Origin of the sequence: Aliiglaciecola sp. 2_MG-2023, from assembly GCF_030548145.1 — a bacterium.
Lineage (GTDB): Bacteria > Pseudomonadota > Gammaproteobacteria > Enterobacterales > Alteromonadaceae > Aliiglaciecola > Aliiglaciecola lipolytica_A.
Genome location: NZ_JAUORY010000014.1, coordinates 13,273 through 32,662, shown reverse-complemented (window position 1 = coordinate 32,662; position 19,390 = coordinate 13,273). Strand labels below are relative to the sequence as shown.

Genomic DNA, 19,390 nt, shown 5'->3' with positions numbered 1-19,390 from the left:
AACGATGGCAATAGTAAATACCTTTGGTTTGGCTTATTTCGGTAATGATTACGGAAGCCCGAGTTTTGATCTACTTGTTGATGGTAACTCTTATTTAGAAACCATCACTGACTTTGAAAAACCTTTTGCTGGGCGCATTGCTGGTACTTATCAACCGGGGCTGGGAATCAATCATTTAGATTCCGCCGATAGTGCGGTGCCTTATGTCTGTACATGTGGAGAACCTATGTGCTGGTTCTTAACCGTTGATATTTTTTGTCAGCAGGACGTTGGTCAGGAATATGTTATCTGGCATCGCTGGGTGAATCCCTATCGAGATGATAAAAATAAAGCCGACAAAGGGGGATACTGGAACTACTCTGGATTAGCACCATTGATATTCGAAAAACATCAATACCTACGTGAAATCGAGCGCAATCGTCGCATGTATTGTTAAAGGTGTGTCTATCTACTTATTATTAAAAGGCTGAGCGCTTTGTAACTTCATGCTCTGAACACATTGCTTAATCTACAGGCTTGGTTGCTCACAATTTACACCTCTGACTAAGCCGATTCCATGCATTGCCTTCTAAAACCTTCTACATCGTTTATTGATATATTTGCTTGGCCATCTATTTTCAAAAATAAACGTGTAAAACAATGGCGTGATTTTCTCGGAATATTCAGCTAATTCGATTTGGACGCTAACAAACTGTTTCAACTGTTCTGACCGCGCAGTTCATAGCGCTCACGAGCTATAGGGAGGTGGGTAGGCACCTTGGAGAAAATGCCTACCCGTGTGGTAGCGTTAAGCCAGGACCAGTGAAACTTAACGATTCCAGGCAGAACCACAATATATCAAATGAAAATCATTATCAATAGCATTTGGACTTTTTTAGTTTTCTAATTTACTGATTAATTCGCTCATGTATCAAAACATCCTTTTGCAGGTTGAATTGACCATACCGTTTAACAAGGTTGACAAGTACTCATAGCATAATGATAATGGGAATTATTATCATTTGGGTTGTTACATTGAAATTTCATTGTTTAGGGGGCTCTGTGAATCAAACATTAGCATTCGGATCGCTTGAGTTAACCATTCGCCATGGTTTACAACCGAATAACCCTCATGCACTTTATCAATATTTAGATATGGCCAACCAGCGTTTAGAAGATGAACAAAATGATACAATAAAGAGAGCTATTTTAAATCGGGTTCTTCGCACCTTATTAGATACAATTTGTGATACTAATATAAGTTTTCAATGGCGTTATTTGTGTTTAGATAATATTTATCAACCACTGAATAAAGTGGAGCGATATGATCATAATGAACAACAAAAAGCGCAAACGCGACACTTCAAGTATGAACTGTCTTTGTTAGGAACGTATTTTTTATAGAAGTAGGGGATTAAGATGACTAAGTTTCGAATCGAAAAAGATAGCATGGGCGAGCTTGAAGTTCCTCAAAATGCCCTGTACGGCGCGCAAACTCAAAGAGCGGTTAATAACTTTAAGATAAGTCACACTCCTATGCCTGAAGCATTTATCCGCTCACTTATCCAAATAAAATCAGCTGCAGCAACTGCAAACGCGAATCTTAAAGGTATCGAGCAGGAGACTGCGGATGCAATTAAGCAAGCATGCGCTACCTTATTAAAAGACAACAATCTTATGCTGCATTTTCCTGTTGATGTGTATCAAACTGGATCAGGCACCAGCACTAACATGAATGCCAATGAAGTTATTGCCAACCTAGCGTCGAAGCAATCTGACCTGCGGATTCATCCCAATGATCACGTTAACTTTGGTCAAAGCAGCAATGATGTGATCCCTACTTGTATCCATGTCAGCGCTTCTTTGGCGATTCACAAAAAGTTAAAACCTTCTTTAATTCATTTAGCTAAAAGCATAGATGAAAAGTCGGCAACATTAAGCGGTTATTGTAAAACAGGCCGTACCCATTTGATGGATGCGATGCCAATTCGAATGGACCAGAGCATGTCTGCTTGGTCAGCGCAGATTAGGCAACAAATTAGCCATTTAAATAGTCTACAAAATGCTATTCAATCCCTTGTGCTAGGTGGCACTGCGGTTGGTACTGGAATCAATTCCCATTCCGGTTTCGCCGACGAATTTTCGAAAATTTTAAGCCAAGATACGGGAATTTCCTTTGTTAAAACAGACAATTTTTTTGCTGGTATAGCTGCTCAAGATACCGCCGTGAGTTTGTCGGGTTTAAGCAAATCTATAGCCGTTACTTTTATGAAAATTGCTAACGATTTACGCTGGATGAACTCCGGACCTTTAGCTGGGCTTGGCGAGATTGCGTTACCTGCATTGCAACCTGGCTCTTCAATTATGCCAGGTAAAGTCAATCCGGTTATACCTGAAGCTGTTGCCATGGTATCTGCACAGGTAATAGGCAATGACGCAGCAATAACGGTTGGAGGTCAATCAGGGAATTTTGAATTGAATGTAATGTTGCCTATGATTGCGCTAAATCTGTTGTCTAGCATAGAGTTATTATCCAATGCGGCAATGTCTCTGGCCGATAATGCGATTCGTGATTTCGAAGTGAATCACGAGAACCTAGAAAAGCCATTACACAAAAACCCGATTTTAGTCACAGCTTTAAACCCTATTATCGGCTACTCAAAAGCCGCTGAAATAGCGAAGCAAGCATACAAAGAAAAACGGCCGATCATTGATGTAGCAGCGGAAAATACCGATATTCCAAGAGCCAAATTAAGCGAATTACTTGATCCTATGAAACTTACCAAAAATGAATCATAGTAAAAAGCCAGCACGACAAGAAAAGTCTAGTGCTGGTGGTTACTTGTATTGTCTTGCGATCCCATGAAAGTAAAAATAACAAGGCTTATTTTTCAATAAACGCTTGCTCAATAACATAATGACCTTGCTTGCGGGACGTGGCTTTTGTAAAACCTTGTTGATTTAACATCTGCATTAAGTCCTGCAACATAGCATCATTACCGCACATCATGAATCGATCATTGTCTGGGTTGACGTTAGGCATATTTAGGTTTTGGGTGAGTTCATTGGTCGCTAATAAATCGGTAATTCTGCCCTGATGTGGTTTGAGCCCATCTTCAGTTTTCAAACTGTTGTATTGGTACTTTTCGCGGGTAACAGTAGGGTAGTAAAGTAACTTTTGCTTCACTAAATCACCAAAATACGGGTTGTTAGGTAAGTCATATTCAATTTCAGTTTGATAGGCCAACTCGGAAACTTCGCGCACACCATGGACCAAAATGATTTTATCAAATTGTTCGTAAATGTCTGGATCTCGAATAATACTCATAAAAGGCGCTAATCCTGTGCCTGTACAGAGCAAATAAAGGTGTTTGCCAGGCATCAAATAACCACTGACTAAGGTGCCTGTGGGTCTTGTACTTAACATTACTTCGTCACCAGTTTGTATCATTTGCAGTTTAGATGTCAGTGCACCGTCAGGTACTTTAATACTGAAAAACTCTAACTCATCTTCATAATTTGCACTGGCAATACTATATGCGCGCATCAAGGGTTTACCTTCTACCTCTAAGCCAATCATGATGAATTGTCCGTTTTCAAAGGTTAAGGATTTCTGACGGGTTGTTTTAAACGTAAATAAACTGTCGTTCCAATGATGAACGTGGGTCACTTGCTCTTTAACCAGATTTCGCAAAGATAATTCTCCTACTACAAGATTGTTTAAGTATCCCATTGTTCGTGAAAAGATGCAAATGCTATTACGAATCATTATCGTTAGCGGATGAAATTAATTTATCTTTTATATTATTGAAGTAGAATCATCCCTATCTACTTGGATTATTAGCTTCACTATTAGGTCTCATGACAAACAAAGATTTTAACGAAATTAACGGGTTGGGTGATGAAAACGCGGATGTTAACGTGTACATTCAGAATCGCCCAACCTTTGGTTTTGAACATAATCAGCGAGCAGTTTATCCCCTTAAAAAAGGCGAGATTTATGCCCTGGGTCAAGCCTGTGGTAACGGTTGGCGCAAGGTGTTTAACGTGTATGCTAAGTTGCTATACGCTTTACCGAATAAATGTTTTGAATTCAATGATGCTTATGCTAGCTGGCAGCAATATCGTGATCAGGAACTGTTGCAGTCCCGCAGCAAAACCGCACTCTGGTTTTCACCTCCCAAATTTCAACAAACCAATAAGTTACACATTGTAATGGGTCGGACTTACGCTAAATCGTTGAGCCTACCCAACACCCTTGAATGGATTAATCCAGAATTTGCAATTGATCTGCACAGACGCTTAATTGTGTGCCCGTATTTTGATTACCGCCAGCTCTCAAACAGCAAAATCATCTTTCTTGTTGACTTGATTGCTGAAAATTTCACAAAAAAATAAAAACCAGTTGCACCTTTATATGGCAGGAATAACGTTTTTTAGGCTATAATTCTGACCTCAAATTTGTGTCCTGCAACGGGATCCATTTTCTACTTTTAGTATTCTGGAACGCACATCATGTTCGATATGTTTGAAATCACCATTATCGGTTTGGCTATTTTGGCTTTACTGACCATCGTTTTTGAAGAAATTACTCACATCAATAAAGCAAAAACCACCCTGTTTTTAGGATGTTTAGTGTGGTGCTTGTTGTTCATTCGAGGCCATGGTTCAGGCCAAGCTGAAATAGAAAGTGCATTAAATGAGAATTTATTAGAGATAGCAAAATTGTGGCTGTTTTTAATGGCTACCATGACCTTTGTTGCGTATTTAAATGCCAGGGGCCTGATTGGTGCTATGGTTAATCGACTATTGCCAGGTGAATTGTCATTAAGAAAGCTGACCTTATTAGTGGCACTTTTTGCATTGGTTTTATCCATGCTGTGCGACAACATCACCGCTACCTTAGTGTCGATTAGCATTATTCTGGCGTTTAAGTTGGAAGTGCCAGAAAAAGTAAAACTCTGTGTGTTAATTATATTTGCGGTGAATTCTGGTGGAGTGGTACTGATTACCGGAGATGTCACAACTCTGATGATATTCAGTGAAAAACACGTATCTATTGTCGAACTATTAGGTTTGATTTTACCTGCTATATCAGGTGTGGTTGTGCTTGCATTACTGATGAGTTTTGGTAAAAACCGCCGAGTTGAAGCAACTATCGGCAGTGAAAAATTTAAGTCGCTAGACTTTGTTATTGCCGGATTATTTTTTGGCACTATATGTTGCACCATGCTATTTAATTTACTGTTTGCGATACCCCCTGTTTTGACCTTTTTATTAGGCTTATCGGTGATGTTTATGATCGGCGGTATGGTGAATAAATTTAAGTACGAAATTCATTTATTGGACTACGTGCGCAAAATTCAGTTTGATACTTTAATGTTCTTTCTAGGAATATTATTGATAGTCGGGTCGCTCAAAGAAATTGGCGTGTTAGTCTGGATGACAAATATCTACTTTATGTTGGACCCTGATTATTCGAATTATTTGGTTGGAATTTTATCAGCCTTTTTAGATAACGTGCCCTTGACCGCAGCCTTACTTAAAGCCCAGCCTGAATTAACCAATATTCAATGGTTATCGCTTACTTATGCCGTAGGTGTGGGAGGATCAATGTTGGTGATTGGTTCCGCCGCAGGGATAGTAGCCATGAGTCGAGTAAAAGAGCTAACGTTCGTCAGCTACAGTAAATATATCGTACATTTATTGGTTGCTTATAGTGTTGGGTACGCTTTGTGTCTGGTGAATGTATAAATATCTTGAGTTAAGACAGGGAAGGGGACTTCATAATAAATTATGACCTCGTTGTATGAGTGAGGTTCCCCCTTCTAACTGCGCCGCGCTATACATCCCCACCTCCAAGCAATTAAGTACTTCTGATAGGGAGTGACTTATTTGCTATTATACAAAAGTCTAATACACTTTAGTTGCAGACAGGGTTTTAATGCTCTATTCGATTCAACACGGTTTTATCCCATTATTATAAAAACTAACGAATCTACATGCCTTTAGAATCTCAAGAAAATTCGCTTGAACACATTCGTGAGAAACTAACAAACACTGTGTTGATCGCTACTATTGCTTTCGCTGGCGTTGCCTTGGCTGGTTCCTTATCACGCATTCCCACAATTGGTTTTCTCCCCGCTATGTGGGTTCATATTGTCAGCACCTGTGTGTTAGTGGCTTTTTATCTGTTTCGTCATCGCTTCTCAAACACTATTAAAGCTGGTTTGATTACGTCCCTGTTTTTTATAATGGGGGTGGTAGGGATCCATACTTTTGGTTTGTCAGGCAACGGCATATATCTTATTTTTGCCGCCGCTATTTTTAGTAGTTTGATGTTAAGTATGGGGGTCGCTGTCGCAATCGCAATTTCTGGCGGCTTGGTGTTATTTTATTATATGGAACTGGTTTGGCTAAATGCTTTTGAGTTTAGTGTAGAACAAAGCGTTTACGGTTTAAGTGTTTCTGCGTGGGTTACATCATTACTGACTTATGCATTTATTATTAGTATTGCGTTGTTTTTGATCCAACACTTTTTACATTATTTACAGTCTTTGCTGCTAGATAAGCAGATCACTATTGATTCTCAAAGTAGTAAAATTGAACGTTCAGAGGCTATCTTTCAAACCGTCATAAATCACCTACCTTACGGCATATCATGGAAGGATAAACAACTAAGATATCTAGGAGCAAATCAAGCGTTTTTGGAAGACTCAAAGATTGAACATATTAATCAATTGAAAGGAAAAACAGACTTTGATATCGCAGATGAAAAACAAGCCAAAAAGCTCGTAAATTTAGATAGACGAATCATCTATGGTAATGAAAAAAGTATCCAGTACCAAGAAAAAGAAGTCAGTAGAGGTAATAAATTCAAGTTTAAAGAAGTGACTCATTTAGCGCTTCAGTCTAAAAAACAAGACCTAATTGGGGTACTCACTTCCTACCATGATATTACGGAAAGTAAAAATTTAGAGCTTAAAGCTGAACGGGCCAGGGAAATCGCTGAGAAGGCAAGCAAAACTAAGTCGCAATTTTTAGCTAATATGTCACACGAAATTCGCACCCCAATCAATGGTGTTTTAGGGTTGTTGGATTTGTGTTTACATACGGATTTGAACAAACAACAAACGGAATATTTATCCCGAGCAAATTTTTCTGCAAAACTGTTGTTACAAATCGTTAATGACGTACTTGATTTATCTAAAATTGAAGCTGGCCACTTTAAATTAGAAAATCATCACTTTTGTTTTGAAGACATTCTATTGCAAGTCGAAAACTTATTTTCGAGTCAGGCAACATCAAAAAATATCAAGTTTAATACACAAATATTAGGCAAACAGAATGTTACCCTTATGGGCGATCCTACTCGTGTCATGCAGATATTAATGAACCTGAGTTCTAATGCTGTGAAGTTCACACATATTGGTAAAGTTGATGTATTAGTCAAGATAGTAACCAGTGACGATCAAGCTAAAGTGAAAATATTAGTAACTGATACTGGTGTTGGAATTGAAACCAAGTCTATTCCCAAGTTGTTTAATAAGTTTACACAAGTGGATGAGAGCATCACAAGGAAATACGGTGGTACAGGACTAGGGCTTTCCATTGTTAAACAATTAGTTGAAGCCATGGGCTCTAGCATAATCGTAAGAAGTGAGATAGCTAAGGGGACCGAATTCAGTTTTATGTTGCAATTGCCTTTAGCGAAAGAACGACGGGTCAATATTGCTAGACCTAACTTCAAACAAAACCTCGCCAACAAACGTATTTTATTGGTGGAAGACAATGCGATTAATCAAGAAGTTGCTAAAAGTATTCTAGAGCAAAGTGAGGCTCAGGTGACAGTAGCAAACAACGGTCAAGAATCACTAGACATATTGCTTGAAGAAGATTTTGATTTAGTTTTAATGGATGTGCAGATGCCGGTTTTAGACGGCTGTAGCGCGCTCAAAATTTTGCGTCAAAATGAAAAGTGGGTTGATTTACCAGTTATTGCTTTAACTGCTAATGTGTTTGCTGAAGAAGTGGCTTATTATAAAGAAATTGGTTTTACCGCCCATCTTGGAAAACCCTTTTCTCGACAGGCATTGTTAGAAATTGTTCAACTATATATGCAACCCAGTATGCTCAGCGAACAGGTATAATACAATCCTTCCATTTAGTTGATTAATCAGCATACCCACTGCCAATGGCGTTAAATGGCATGGTCAGTTCCAATTCAGGTACTTGCAAAGCAACCCATGCAGGAAAGGTGTTACTATTTGGACCTGGAAAAACCGTGTATTCATTTGCCCAAGGATAGCGGCTAACAGCAGCAGAAACTTGGGGGATCAAGGCACTGGCCTTTTCACCTTGAATTGACAGTAACTTTTCCGGTTTTGCTCCATACCAAAATCGATCTGGGGTAGGCGTTTGGTATTCTCGCAATGCAGGAAGCCCACTTTTGACACGCCATCCCACCACTTCATAAACCGTATAATCTGCTGCATTTTCTGGTTTAATGGCAATCCAAGTATGTACCGCAAACCAGCCTCTCCAGCTATATGCGTCTGCTGCGTAAACTTCTATTACGGCATTCTTATTGAGCTGTGGGTTCGGAGCAATTCCAGCAGACTCTCTGCTTGCAGTACGCCAACTATTATTTGAACAGGCGTTTATCAACACACAAATAAATACCACTAATATGACTTGTTTCATTTAATACCTTTTGCGATTTAAGCATGCCGCATGTGTTTTAATTAGCCACGCGTATTTTCAAATCAATAGCGTTTTATGGTTTTTTTACTCAAGTACTATCTCGGTTTCGTTTGATAGTTGTTATCCTGATACTTGGAAGACGTAACCAACACCAATAGACACAGCCATGGCTAACGAGCCCCAGATTAATACCCGTAGTGAACCTTTTAATATGGAAGCTCCACCAATATTAGCCGACAAACTGCCTAACAATACCAAAGACAATAACGACACAATCACTATCGAAGGGATTAACAAAGGACCACTCACCAGTAGCACTGTCACTAGTGGTAAAAGCGCTCCGGCAGTAAAAGACAATGCCGAGAACAAAGCGGCTTGAAAAGGGTTACCTTGAGACTGTTCGGTAATCCCTAGCTCATCCCTAACATGACTTCCAATGGCGTCTTTAGCCATGAGTTGCTTGGCAACTTGCATAGCCAAATCATCTTCTAAACCACGTTCTATATAGATGTTAGCCAATTCTTGTTCTTCAGCTGCCCAGTTTCTATCAATGTGTTTTTGCTCTAATGAAATTTCTGCATGTTCAATATCCGTTTGTGAACTCACAGATACAAATTCGCCTGCAGCCATAGACATTGCCCCCGCCACTAGCGCTGCCAAGCCGACAATAAACAAATGCTCTGGTGCAACTTGCGAAGCTGCTATGCCGACGATCAAACTTGCGGTGGAGACTATGCCATCATTTGCGCCTAAAACAACGGCCCTAATCCAACCAATTCGGTCTGCTTTATGTTCATGGTTATAGTCCATAAGAAATTTATCTCTACATCTGGTCGGTAATTCGAAAGCGAATTGTAAAAGTATTGCAGACAATGATATTGCAATTAGAAGGCCGCGCCAACAACCGATAACTTGTTATCGTCATTTATTCTCAGGCTGGGAATGTCGTTAGACATCGTATATTGGTTGTTTAGATAAATAGTGCACAGAGCAATTCTTTAACATTGAAATTAAATAGATGCTGAAGATTGCCGTGGCTATATTGTAAACTAAGGCATTATATCAATTGGATCTTAGAATCACTGTACAACTCACGGTTGATCAGTATGATCTTTTTACAATTTTTATTAGCAGGTATTTTACTTTTTTGAAAAAGCTTCCGGTAACCACTGTCGCCCTTATTGTTGTATGTCTCGGTTCTTTTATTGGTCCATTAGGAATGGCATCTGTGAATGTCGCTATCCCCAATTTAGCCGCCGATTTGCACGCAAACGCTAAGATGGTGAGTTGGTTGCCAACCCTATTCCTACTCAGCAGCGTGGTTTTTATGCTGCCGTTTGGCAAGTTGGCAGATAATTACGGTAGGAAGCGAATTTATACCATTGGCTTAGCATTGAATGCCTTTACTTCGCTAATGTGCGCCCTGGGGCAACAAATTGAATGGGTGTTATTTTGGCGCTTTGCTCAAGGTGCTGCTTCGGCGATGATTTTTGGCACTGGGGTCGCGATTCTCACCTCTGTTACCCCTTCTCATAAACGCGGAGCGGCCCTTGGTTTGGCCGCTGCCTGTGTTTATATTGGCCTAACCCTAGCACCAGCTATTGGCGGCTTGCTTACCGAGATTTGGAGTTGGCGGGCTGTATTTTTATTTCAAGTTCCGTTAATCCTGTTTTTGTTGTTGTTAATTAAGTGGGGCTTGAAAGGAGAGTGGAAAAATGACGAAGTCGCTTCATTTGATTGGCGCGGAAGTTTCATTTTTGCGGTGTCTTCAGCTTCTTTAGTTTTCGGCTTTAGCTCTGTTCCAAAACTGTATGGCTTTTTATTGTTGATTTTGTCGGTCATCACTATGATCTTTTTTGTTTATCACCAGAGTCGACACCATACACCGTTAATTCGCGTTCAAATGTTTCGAGAGAGCAGGGTTTTCTCAATGTCGCTGACGACGTCATTATTGATGTACGGCAGTAATTTTCCATTGGCGTTTTTGCTGAGCCTGTATTTACAAGTCGTGCAAGGCTACGGTCCAGCAGAAGCCGGTCAAATATTGTTATTACAAGCATTCGCAATGGCTATATTAGCGCCAATGTCTGGTCGACTGTCCGACAAAATCCAACCTCGATTTTTAGCGACTATAGGATGTGCAATAGTCGCTTGTGGTTTTTTGGTGCTTTCACAAATGACAACGGCTACGGGGACAACTTATATTGGAGGTTCTTTATTATTAATTGGCATTGGTTTCGGTTTGTTTTCCTCACCCAACAACAATGCCATTATGGGCGCTGTGCAAGATAGAGAGTTAGGCGTTGCCTCCGCATCTTTGAATCTTGCTCGAACAATAGGTAACCTTTTGGGAATGAGTTCGGTTAATTTGTTAGTTCACTATTATCTCGGGGATAATAAAATTGTTGCTGAGCAAACACCTGCCTTAATGAACACTTTATCGACTGCTTTTTACATTTCCTTGGTCAGTGTGATTATCGCTACCTTTCTATCTGGATTTCGTGGGAAGGCAGAACGGCAGACTAATTCATCGGCATCTGGTTAATCTAAATTATGCCCAGAATTAGTTTGCTTGAACTCGCAAATTAACCTCTTAATGTTAAGCGTAAAATTCTTTCCCAACCTCATATTATGCTGTCTTAAATTCTTATATCTTTGTCTTATAAGGAAAATAAGTTAAATCATCTTTCTATCACTAAATGTTGTTTTCCTTAAAATTAAAGCTTGTTCGACTTTTCAACTACCGCTAGTATTAAATTCGGAACCCAATATTCATTGCTTAAAAATGCAGCATTTTTCGTATGTTTACTAGTGACACTGTCATAAGTGTGGGTCGTTGCGCGCAAACAAATGACGTTCATATTAATGATCCCAGTGTTTCTCGTAACCACTTACAACTAAGAATCAATAGTCTAGACTTTATTGAAGTCAGAGATTGTGGCTCATCATATGGATCATTTTATTGGGAAGGGAGTCAATGGCTTCAATTTGACGCAGTGACGTTAAGCGCCAACGATTATATCGTGGTTGGTGAGACGAAACTTCGCATAATGGAAATCATGATCGCATATCAAATTAAGAGCAGGAGCCGTGGTATATGACCAGTTTGGAGAAAGAAGAATCTTACTATCGTCTGGTTGTGTTACTGGCAATGTCTTTCATTGCTTTAGTAATCATTATTATCGGCTTTGTACTGACCGATAAGCAGCCGGAAATCAGCACAGAAATGCGCTTAGCTGATATTCTTTTTGACCGCAGTGGTCCTTCTTATCCCTTTACTATTCAGAATGTAATGTGGGTGTTTTTCTTTGTTTGTGCTGGCGAGATTTGGGTACGCTGGCAAAGGGCAACCCAAGAAATAAATCAAATAAACCGCGGTTTAATCAGTGATGATGAAGATGCTCTTTATCGACCCAAAGACTTAGGTCCAATATATCAAGCTATTAAAGCTGATAACCTTGGCAGTCGTTTTTACCTGCAACGCTTAATTAAACGAATTATTTTACAGTTTCAACTTTCCCGCAGCACTGAACAAGCTAACAATCTTATGAATTCCTCTTTGGAGTTAATGCAACACGAAGTCGATTTAAAGTACACCATGGTGCGTTACTTAGTTTGGCTTATTCCTACATTAGGCTTTATTGGCACCGTGATAGGTATCGCAATGGCATTGTCCAGTGCGGGTGATATGCCACCATTATCCGATTCTGATGCGATCAAAGGGTGGGTTGCCGTCATCACTATTAAGCTTGGCGTAGCTTTCAATACAACATTATTAGCGCTAATTATGTCTGCGGCGTTAGTATTTTTTATGCATCTGGCCCAAGGACGAGAAGAAAAAGCGTTAAATCTGGTTGGCCAGTATTGTTTAGACAGATTAGTAAACCGCTTAATCGCGGCAGATTAAAATTAAGGAGTGAAAACCATGAGCTTTAGACGTGGTCCAGATGGGAAACCAATCGAAATCGAATCAAGCTTTGTTAAAAATGATAATAAACCAACCCAATCGGGACCTGATGGCGGCACTAAACCGCCGCAAGGTCAGTTTGGTGGCCAAGCCAGTAAGCCAAAAGAAGGGGCGACACAACCGCCCAATGTCGATTTATTTAATCATATGAAATCCTCTGGTCCTGCGATGCGTCCAGGCGGAGTGGCGGTTCCACCTGAACCGCCTACACGACCACCTAATATGCCAGGGGAAGATAACGCCGCTGGAAATTCGCCGGAAAACGCTATTCCGCCAGGCGGACAACAAGCGGCTTCTAGACCTGTGGTAGAGGAACCTAAAACCTCAATTAACTTTGGGGGAGCCAGCGCAGGGGCAAGTGTCGGTGGCAATGCTTCGCAGGCCAGTGCTGAATCTTTTGTATGCGGCTGGTTGGTAGTGGTTGATGGTCCAGGTAAAGGTAAAAGTGTGGTCGTAGGCCCAGGCCAAAGTGCCATATCTCGCTCACCCACTGAGCGCATTACGTTAAACTTTGGTGACACTTCTATTACTTCTAAACAGCAGTTATTAGTTATATATGACGATGAAAATCGCGAGTTTATAGTGGCTCCCGGTAATGGCTCGAGCTTGAATCGAGTGAATGGACAAATTGTCGCAGGCCAGACTGTATTGCAGACAGGAAGCCTATTAAAAGTCGGCGCCACGACCTTAAGGTTTGTAGCGTTTTGCGACCAAAATTTTAATTGGGAATAATGATGCTACAAATCTCCGTAGGATGGGCTCAAACCGTCGGAAAGCGAGACTATCAGCAAGATGGTGTTACCAAATTGGTTTGGCCCAACGGGTTTGCATTAACTGTTTTATCTGATGGTATGGGCGGTGCGGTTCATGGTGAAGTTGCCAGTCAGGAAATTTTACGAGCCTTTAATGACGCTTTTTGCAGTAGTGAAGAAGAGCACATGGACGCGCGTTTGCAACTAAGTTTAAACGCCACAAATCAACATTTAGCTGAATATATCATCGAAAATCCTGAATGCAACGGCATGGGCGGGACGCTAATCGCGGCGGCATTTACAGGCGAACATTTGGATTATCTGAGTGTTGGAGATAGCCCTTTATGGCTGTGTCGAGGCAATTCCCTGCAACGCATAAATCAAGACCATTCAAAAAAATCTGAATTAATGCAGTTGGTTGAAGAAGGCGTGATGACCGCCGAAGACGTTGCCGTTCATCCCCAGCGCAATCAATTAACTTCTGCGGTGATGGGTTATGACGTCGACATGGTGGACATCAATAGCATTGAACTGCAAGTCGGCGACATTGTGCTTTTAGCCAGTGATGGGATAGAGAGTATTCCTGAACAGGATATTGCCACTATGTGTCATCGATTTAATCAATCTGATCCGCAAATATTGGCGGAACATATTGTGGGATATGTGGATAGTCTTGATCAAGATTATCAAGATAATGCAACGGTAATGGTATTAAAAGTTTCTCAGGAAACTGACTCGGAAGAATTAACAGAATAATAGACGTAAGGAAATCGGCATGTTTTTGTCACCTAGATTGATAGCACTACTGGCACTGGTTTTTAGTTCGACGATATTTTCCGCCACGGCGGAAACGTACGCTTATCAAGTTCAAATTGAGCGTAAAAACGGTAAAACCCAAACGGCGATAGCGACTAAAGTGAATGATAACCAGTTTGTCACTGATGCAGAGGTGATAGATGGTGCTAAATCACTTTTTATTGTCGATAACTCAGTGACACCAGCAGCTAAAATACTGGCTACAGTGATAGTCCAAGACGAAGACAAGCGCCTTGCGGTTTTGTCCGCAAGCAATGTAACTGGTGACCCTGTTTTGTTAGCAAAAGAGGCACAAACTGTCGGTGAACAATTGATCTTAAAAACCGACTCTGAAGAAACCCCTTCCATCGTTCAGCGATTAGAGCCTGTAAAAGATCTCTCCGAAGGCGATATTTATGTTCACACTGCGCTCTACCAAGAAGGACAGTGGGCAGCGCCTTTACTGAATAACTGTAAACAATTGGTAGGTGTAAGTGTTTTTGAAACGGCCATTTTTGCGGGTATGAAAGCGCCAGAAAACATCGCTTATGCATTATCTACACAAACACTAAAGTCTTTTCTAAGTGAAAATAATATTACCTTTAGCGTTGCTGATGAAGTCTGTCTTTCGGATGTAGAGCAAGCAAAAGCCAAAGCAGAACAAGCCGCAAAAGACGCTGAAGAGGCAAGCAAACTCGCTGAACTTGCTAAAAAGGCCAAAGAAGATGCAGATTTGGCTGCGAAAACCAAATTAGAAGAAGCTCAAAAGAAAGCGCAAAAAGCCAAAGAAGAAGCTGACAGGTTGTTGCAAGAAGCGAAAGATGAAGCCGCTAAAATTGCTGCAGAAAATTTAGAAAAACAAAAGAAAACCGAAGACGCTATCAAAAAAGCGGAAGAGGAACGTTTAGCGCTCGAAGAAGCTAAGGCCAAAGCAGAGCAAGCCGCCGAATTAGAAGCGCAAAAGCAGGCTAAGTCTGAACAGCAAAAAACCTACATTTTATTAGGTGGTGGCGTTTTGCTATTGGTTATGTTGTTGCTGTTCGTCATTCTTATGCGTAAGCGAAAAGAAGCGATGCAAGCGCAAACAGACGAACTTCAAAATAAAGTTAAAGAAGCCAGTGGCCTTGCTCAGGAAAAAGATAATCTAGCGGGTAAAATCGCAGCAATGGAGAAGTCCTTCAACGATATCTTATTAGATGGTTCGACTACCAAAGGTGACACCGTAAGAATTAAAATAAATGGTAAAGCATTAGCGCAAAGTGAAGGTCAAATCATAGGTCGTGAAAGTGCTCAAGTAGATTATGTTTTGGGAGAGAGCGAGATTTCCAGAAAGCATCTAATGATTCGATTGCACGAAAATAAAATCTATGTGGAAGATATGGGAAGTCAAAACGGCAGTTGGTTAAATGAAGTCCAGCTTATCCCAGGTCAACCGATGGAATTGAGCAATGACATGGTTCTTCGCTTAAGCACTATATCGTTTAAAGTCACAGTGCTTTAAATTTGCCTAACCGGCAATGTTAGTCATTGCCGGTGATGTAATCAAAAGGGAAATCGACAGATGAAGCTCAAAAGTAGGGAAATCAATATCTTTAGCATGTCAGCTTTAGATTTGTTTGCTTCAGGAATGGGCGCGTTTATTTTACTCGCTGTCATTTCACTTCCTTTTTTTGGCAATGTATCGAAAATTCCCGCACCTGCGCCGCAAACGTGTCCAGAAGTGAAGGTGTGTCCACCGCCTAGTGTGCCAAAACCTGATCCAGTTCCAGTGCCTAAACCCACGCCATCGGGGTTCCAAAAAATGCAAACCCTTGATTTAGTGGTGGTATTAGATGTGACTGGCAGTATGGGGCAAGAAATCAATGGTTTACGTGCTGAAATTGGCAATATTGCACGGATTATCGAAATGTTATCTGACTCAGCGGCCATGCGCATCGTTGCCTTTGGAGATAAAAACTTTGATCGGCCTGTGTCTGAATTCCCTCTTACCCTCACCAAAGATATCGCCGTTTTAAAATCTTATTTAGAACAAGTCAATCTTAACTTGGGTATTGGTAGAGGATTCAACCCTGGTGATAATGGTGAATCGGTTTACGCAGGATTTGAAGCTGCGCTGGACACCAAATGGCGATCAGAGGCGCAACGTAGAGTGATTTTTATCATTACTGATGATGAAGCGCACTCTGGTGAAGCTCGACCATTAATGACCAAAGTTCAACGCTTCGCCAATGAAAAATACAGCGTATCTGTGCGTTACTCTGGCGATGAAAAACACGAAAAAGAATTTTATCAAGGATTGGCAAAAGCTGGCTTGGGTAATTATTTAGATATTTCCAACGGGTCGTTAACCGCAGCGTTGTTAATTGCGCTCATGCCCAAGTAAGTTAAGAACAGTATTGTGGAACGAGAACTTCAACCCGGCGATCGAATACATCGATATGTTATTGAAAAGGTGCTGGGTAGCGGCGGCTTCGGTGTTGTTTATCTTGCCCAACATGCTTCCCTTGAATATCGAGTGGTTATTAAAGAGTATTTGCCGAATCAAATTGCTCACCGTGTTGACGGCATGGTCAAACCCTTCATGGCGGATTTGACCCAAGTTTATGAAACAGCATTGCAGCAGTTCAAAAATGAATGTGAAACTTTACTCACCTTAGATCACGATAACATTGTTTATGTATACGATTGTTTTTACGAAGCGGGTACTGCCTATATGGTTATGCATCAAGAGATCGGTAATACCTTATGGGAAAGTTATGTGCAACAAGTTGAAATTCATAACCAGCCGTTTTCGTGGCAACAAATTAGTGCAGTATTACCTGGCGTATTAGCAGGGCTGGATTATTTACACCAACAAAACTTAGTACACAGAGACGTTAAAGCCAGTAACGTGTTTTTACGTTCAGGTGCAGTGCTGCATCCTATTTTAATCGATTTTGGGGCGGTAAAAGTAGCGGGTGGCTACGTGAGTCAACAAGCCCAAAATACTCAGTCGTATGCTGCATTGGAACAAGAATATAATGTTTTCCCTATAGGTCCTTGGACTGATATCCACGCTTTAGGGGTGATGATAATTGAACTTTTAACAGGGCAACGGCCGATTAAAGCGTTTGACCGATATACGCAATCAAACAGCGATGGCAGCGACCCTATTTTAATGTTGTTGGAACAGGTGTCTCATAGCTGCGGCGATACTGTTGCTAATGCATTATTTTATGCCACTCAACTGCAACCTGAACACCGGTATCAGGATATCAGTGAATTTAAAGCAGCGTTGCCATTATAAGAGCGCGTGGAAGGGAATTATAAATGTCTAATAACCGTATTATTTTTGAAAAATCTGAACAAGCGGGCAGAGATTACAATCAAGACCGATATGCTTATCATTTGAGTGACCAGAATAACGATATATTCATCGTTGTAGCGGACGGCGTGGGAGGCACTAAGCAAGGCGAGTTGGCAGCTGAAATTATCGCTAATAAAAGTGGCGAGTTCTGGCAAACTCGCGATAATTTTATGCATGCTGAAGATTTTCTAAATGCTTTTGCAGAGCAGTGTAATGCAGCGATTAAACAAACCTGTGAGCAAGGTATTTCAACCGCTGCTACGCTAACAGCATTATTGCAATTCAATGGAGAATTAGTCACTGCCCATGCTGGTGATTCGCGAATTTACCAATTTGATCAAAATGGCAAAGTAAAACAAACCAAAGATCATTCCCTTGCTTATGCAAAGTTCTTGATGGGTGAAATACGCGAAGATGAATTAGCCACACACCCAAGCCAAACCCAACTTTTGAACTGTCTTGATGGTAGTGACAGTGCCCATTGTGAAATCACTCACTGGCAGCTAAATGACGGTGAGTACTTTGTATTGTGTACTGACGGTTTCTGGGAAATCTTCGACAATGATGAAATCTTAGAGTTAGTCAAAAATGACAATAGAGATTACATATTCGCTAACCGCATGGATGACACATTGCAAGTTAAGCCTAGTCAAGATAATACCACCGTTGTATTGTGTGAATTGGATAAAAGCACCGCTGTGCTGACATCTGAAAACAAGGTTGAGGCAGCGACAGCGGCACAGATACAACAACAAACTTCAGTTTCCAACACCGCACCGACGTCAGTGACGAATAAGACAGTCACGCCTAGTGAAAACGAGATAAAGACAGTCGTTAATTGGAAAGTGATCGCTTTGGCGCTTGTGGCCTTAATGTTGTTAGTGTTGCTTTACTTTACCTACCGTACCTCCATCGAACCATGTTGCACCGATGAGCCGCAAATATTAACCGAAGATGAGTTTGAGCCTTCGCCTAATGATGCGCAAGTGCATGAAGATATGCTCAAGGAAGTAGGCACTGATAGTGATGCTAAGATTGCGAGCGACTTAGAAACAGAGGAAATTGAAAACCAAGCTGAACAAGTGCTTGAGGATGTTGAAAAATCCCTTGATCAAGTTGGTTCACAGGTCGCCAATGAGGTAACTGACTCCATTGATGATGCGAAACAAGCTGTTGAAGAGTCGGTGAGTGAGGTTGACAAAAGTGTTGATTCGATGGAGCAATCACCACCATCTTCGGCTGTAAAAAATTATGTGAAAAATGTTGATGTAGCGGTAGTGGCTAGTTCTGATGAGCAAGGCAATGTATCTGGGCCTGCAGATTTGAACGCCAATTTAGATTCAGCGCCAAGTTTAGAATTAGACATTGCTGCTGGTGAAGATCCCATTGCTAAACTTGAAGATCGTTTAACCCAAGATGGTAGTTTGTCAAAGGGCAGTAAATTAAGCAAAACGGATATGATGAAAGATCAATATACTGAAATTATCACAGTTCAATTAAAGGTCAAAGATACACCAGTGTATGGCGCTTTATTGCGTTACCAAAAAACCAGTTCAGGGATTGAGGTGATTTCTGGCAAAGTCAGTAATTTATCACAAGTGCCAGACTCTCCAAGCCATGATTTTGCAACCTGTTTTAAGCAATATCAAAGTGCTCAAAGTCAACAAGCAAAAACAATTGAAAAAGGTAAATCTGACGCCGTACTTTATATTGACCCTGCCAGTTCAGGCTATTTTTGGTTAACCGACATTATCCTGCAAGAGACTGGGCAAACGTTTGATTTATTTTTGCTTGATGCTAGCTGTGAATCACTGCGCCTAGTACCTAAACATGTTAGTCGTTAAGGAT

The 19,390-nt window shown here is 40.8% G+C and carries 18 protein-coding genes; 15 read left to right on the top strand and 3 right to left on the bottom strand.

Translation table 11 applies throughout. From position 1 onward, the window contains the following. Positions 1-4: 4 nt before the first annotated feature. The 3 genes from Q4567_RS14330 to Q4567_RS14320 all read left to right on the top strand — a co-directional run bounded on the left by Q4567_RS14330 (position 5) and on the right by Q4567_RS14320 (position 2,778). On the top strand, positions 5-436 hold the full coding sequence (locus Q4567_RS14330; RefSeq protein WP_216047097.1) for a hypothetical protein: 432 nt from the start codon (positions 5-7) through the stop codon (positions 434-436). Between the two features lie 605 nt (positions 437-1,041). Next, the gene (locus tag Q4567_RS14325) at positions 1,042-1,383 is read left to right on the top strand and encodes a hypothetical protein (RefSeq protein WP_216047096.1); all 342 of its coding nucleotides are present in this window, start codon (positions 1,042-1,044) and stop codon (positions 1,381-1,383) included. Between the two features lie 15 nt (positions 1,384-1,398). Continuing rightward, positions 1,399-2,778 carry a lyase family protein gene (locus Q4567_RS14320; RefSeq protein ID WP_216047095.1) on the top strand — a complete coding sequence of 460 codons (1,380 nt, stop codon included), beginning with the start codon at positions 1,399-1,401 and terminating at the stop codon, positions 2,776-2,778. An 85-nt stretch (positions 2,779-2,863) separates the two neighbouring features. Here the strand turns inward: Q4567_RS14320 and Q4567_RS14315 are convergent, their stop codons facing one another. Further along, a complete protein-coding gene (locus Q4567_RS14315) occupies positions 2,864-3,712 on the bottom strand; it encodes a ferredoxin--NADP reductase (RefSeq protein ID WP_354667859.1) in 849 nt (282 codons plus the stop codon). Between the two features lie 128 nt (positions 3,713-3,840). Between Q4567_RS14315 and Q4567_RS14310 the strand changes: the two genes are divergently transcribed. The 3 genes from Q4567_RS14310 to Q4567_RS14300 all read left to right on the top strand — a co-directional run bounded on the left by Q4567_RS14310 (position 3,841) and on the right by Q4567_RS14300 (position 8,129). Beyond that, positions 3,841-4,377, top strand: a complete 537-nt coding sequence (locus Q4567_RS14310; protein WP_216047093.1) for a hypothetical protein — start codon at positions 3,841-3,843, stop codon at positions 4,375-4,377. Positions 4,378-4,503: 126 nt separating this feature from the next. Beyond that, positions 4,504-5,733: a sodium:proton antiporter NhaD gene (nhaD, locus tag Q4567_RS14305; protein WP_216047250.1), complete on the top strand. Its 1,230-nt coding sequence runs from the start codon at positions 4,504-4,506 to the stop codon at positions 5,731-5,733. A 248-nt stretch (positions 5,734-5,981) separates the two neighbouring features. Beyond that, complete coding sequence (locus tag Q4567_RS14300; protein WP_303500828.1) at positions 5,982-8,129, top strand: ATP-binding protein; 2,148 nt, start codon at positions 5,982-5,984, stop codon at positions 8,127-8,129. A gap of 22 nt (positions 8,130-8,151) precedes the next feature. Here the strand turns inward: Q4567_RS14300 and Q4567_RS14295 are convergent, their stop codons facing one another. Next, on the bottom strand, positions 8,152-8,682 hold the full coding sequence (locus tag Q4567_RS14295) for a DUF3750 domain-containing protein (protein WP_216047091.1): 531 nt from the start codon (positions 8,680-8,682) through the stop codon (positions 8,152-8,154). A gap of 120 nt (positions 8,683-8,802) precedes the next feature. Beyond that, positions 8,803-9,492, bottom strand: a complete 690-nt coding sequence (locus Q4567_RS14290) for a VIT family protein (protein ID WP_216047090.1) — start codon at positions 9,490-9,492, stop codon at positions 8,803-8,805. Positions 9,493-9,829: 337 nt separating this feature from the next. Between Q4567_RS14290 and Q4567_RS14285 the strand changes: the two genes are divergently transcribed. The 9 genes from Q4567_RS14285 to Q4567_RS14245 all read left to right on the top strand — a co-directional run bounded on the left by Q4567_RS14285 (position 9,830) and on the right by Q4567_RS14245 (position 19,386). Next, positions 9,830-11,227: an MFS transporter gene (locus Q4567_RS14285; protein WP_216047089.1), complete on the top strand. Its 1,398-nt coding sequence runs from the start codon at positions 9,830-9,832 to the stop codon at positions 11,225-11,227. Between the two features lie 256 nt (positions 11,228-11,483). Further along, positions 11,484-11,783 (top strand): FHA domain-containing protein, encoded by a 300-nt coding sequence (locus Q4567_RS14280; protein WP_216047088.1) that lies wholly within the window; start codon positions 11,484-11,486, stop codon positions 11,781-11,783. After that, positions 11,780-12,589: a MotA/TolQ/ExbB proton channel family protein gene (locus tag Q4567_RS14275; protein ID WP_216047087.1), complete on the top strand. Its 810-nt coding sequence runs from the start codon at positions 11,780-11,782 to the stop codon at positions 12,587-12,589. The genes Q4567_RS14280 and Q4567_RS14275 overlap by 4 nt, the downstream gene beginning before the upstream one ends. Positions 12,590-12,607: 18 nt before the next feature. After that, a complete protein-coding gene (locus Q4567_RS14270) occupies positions 12,608-13,381 on the top strand; it encodes an FHA domain-containing protein (RefSeq protein ID WP_216047086.1) in 774 nt (257 codons plus the stop codon). A gap of 2 nt (positions 13,382-13,383) precedes the next feature. Next, positions 13,384-14,157, top strand: coding sequence for a PP2C family serine/threonine-protein phosphatase (locus tag Q4567_RS14265; protein WP_216047085.1), 774 nt, complete (start codon positions 13,384-13,386; stop codon positions 14,155-14,157). Positions 14,158-14,176: 19 nt separating this feature from the next. After that, entirely contained in the window at positions 14,177-15,697 is a 1,521-nt protein-coding gene (locus Q4567_RS14260) for an FHA domain-containing protein (protein WP_303500827.1), read from the top strand. Between the two features lie 60 nt (positions 15,698-15,757). Next, positions 15,758-16,579 (top strand): vWA domain-containing protein, encoded by an 822-nt coding sequence (locus tag Q4567_RS14255; RefSeq protein WP_303500826.1) that lies wholly within the window; start codon positions 15,758-15,760, stop codon positions 16,577-16,579. A 15-nt stretch (positions 16,580-16,594) separates the two neighbouring features. After that, positions 16,595-17,482 carry a serine/threonine-protein kinase gene (locus tag Q4567_RS14250; RefSeq protein WP_216047082.1) on the top strand — a complete coding sequence of 296 codons (888 nt, stop codon included), beginning with the start codon at positions 16,595-16,597 and terminating at the stop codon, positions 17,480-17,482. Positions 17,483-17,505: 23 nt separating this feature from the next. Continuing rightward, a complete protein-coding gene (locus tag Q4567_RS14245) occupies positions 17,506-19,386 on the top strand; it encodes a PP2C family serine/threonine-protein phosphatase (RefSeq protein WP_216047081.1) in 1,881 nt (626 codons plus the stop codon). The last annotated feature ends 4 nt before the right edge of the window (positions 19,387-19,390 follow it).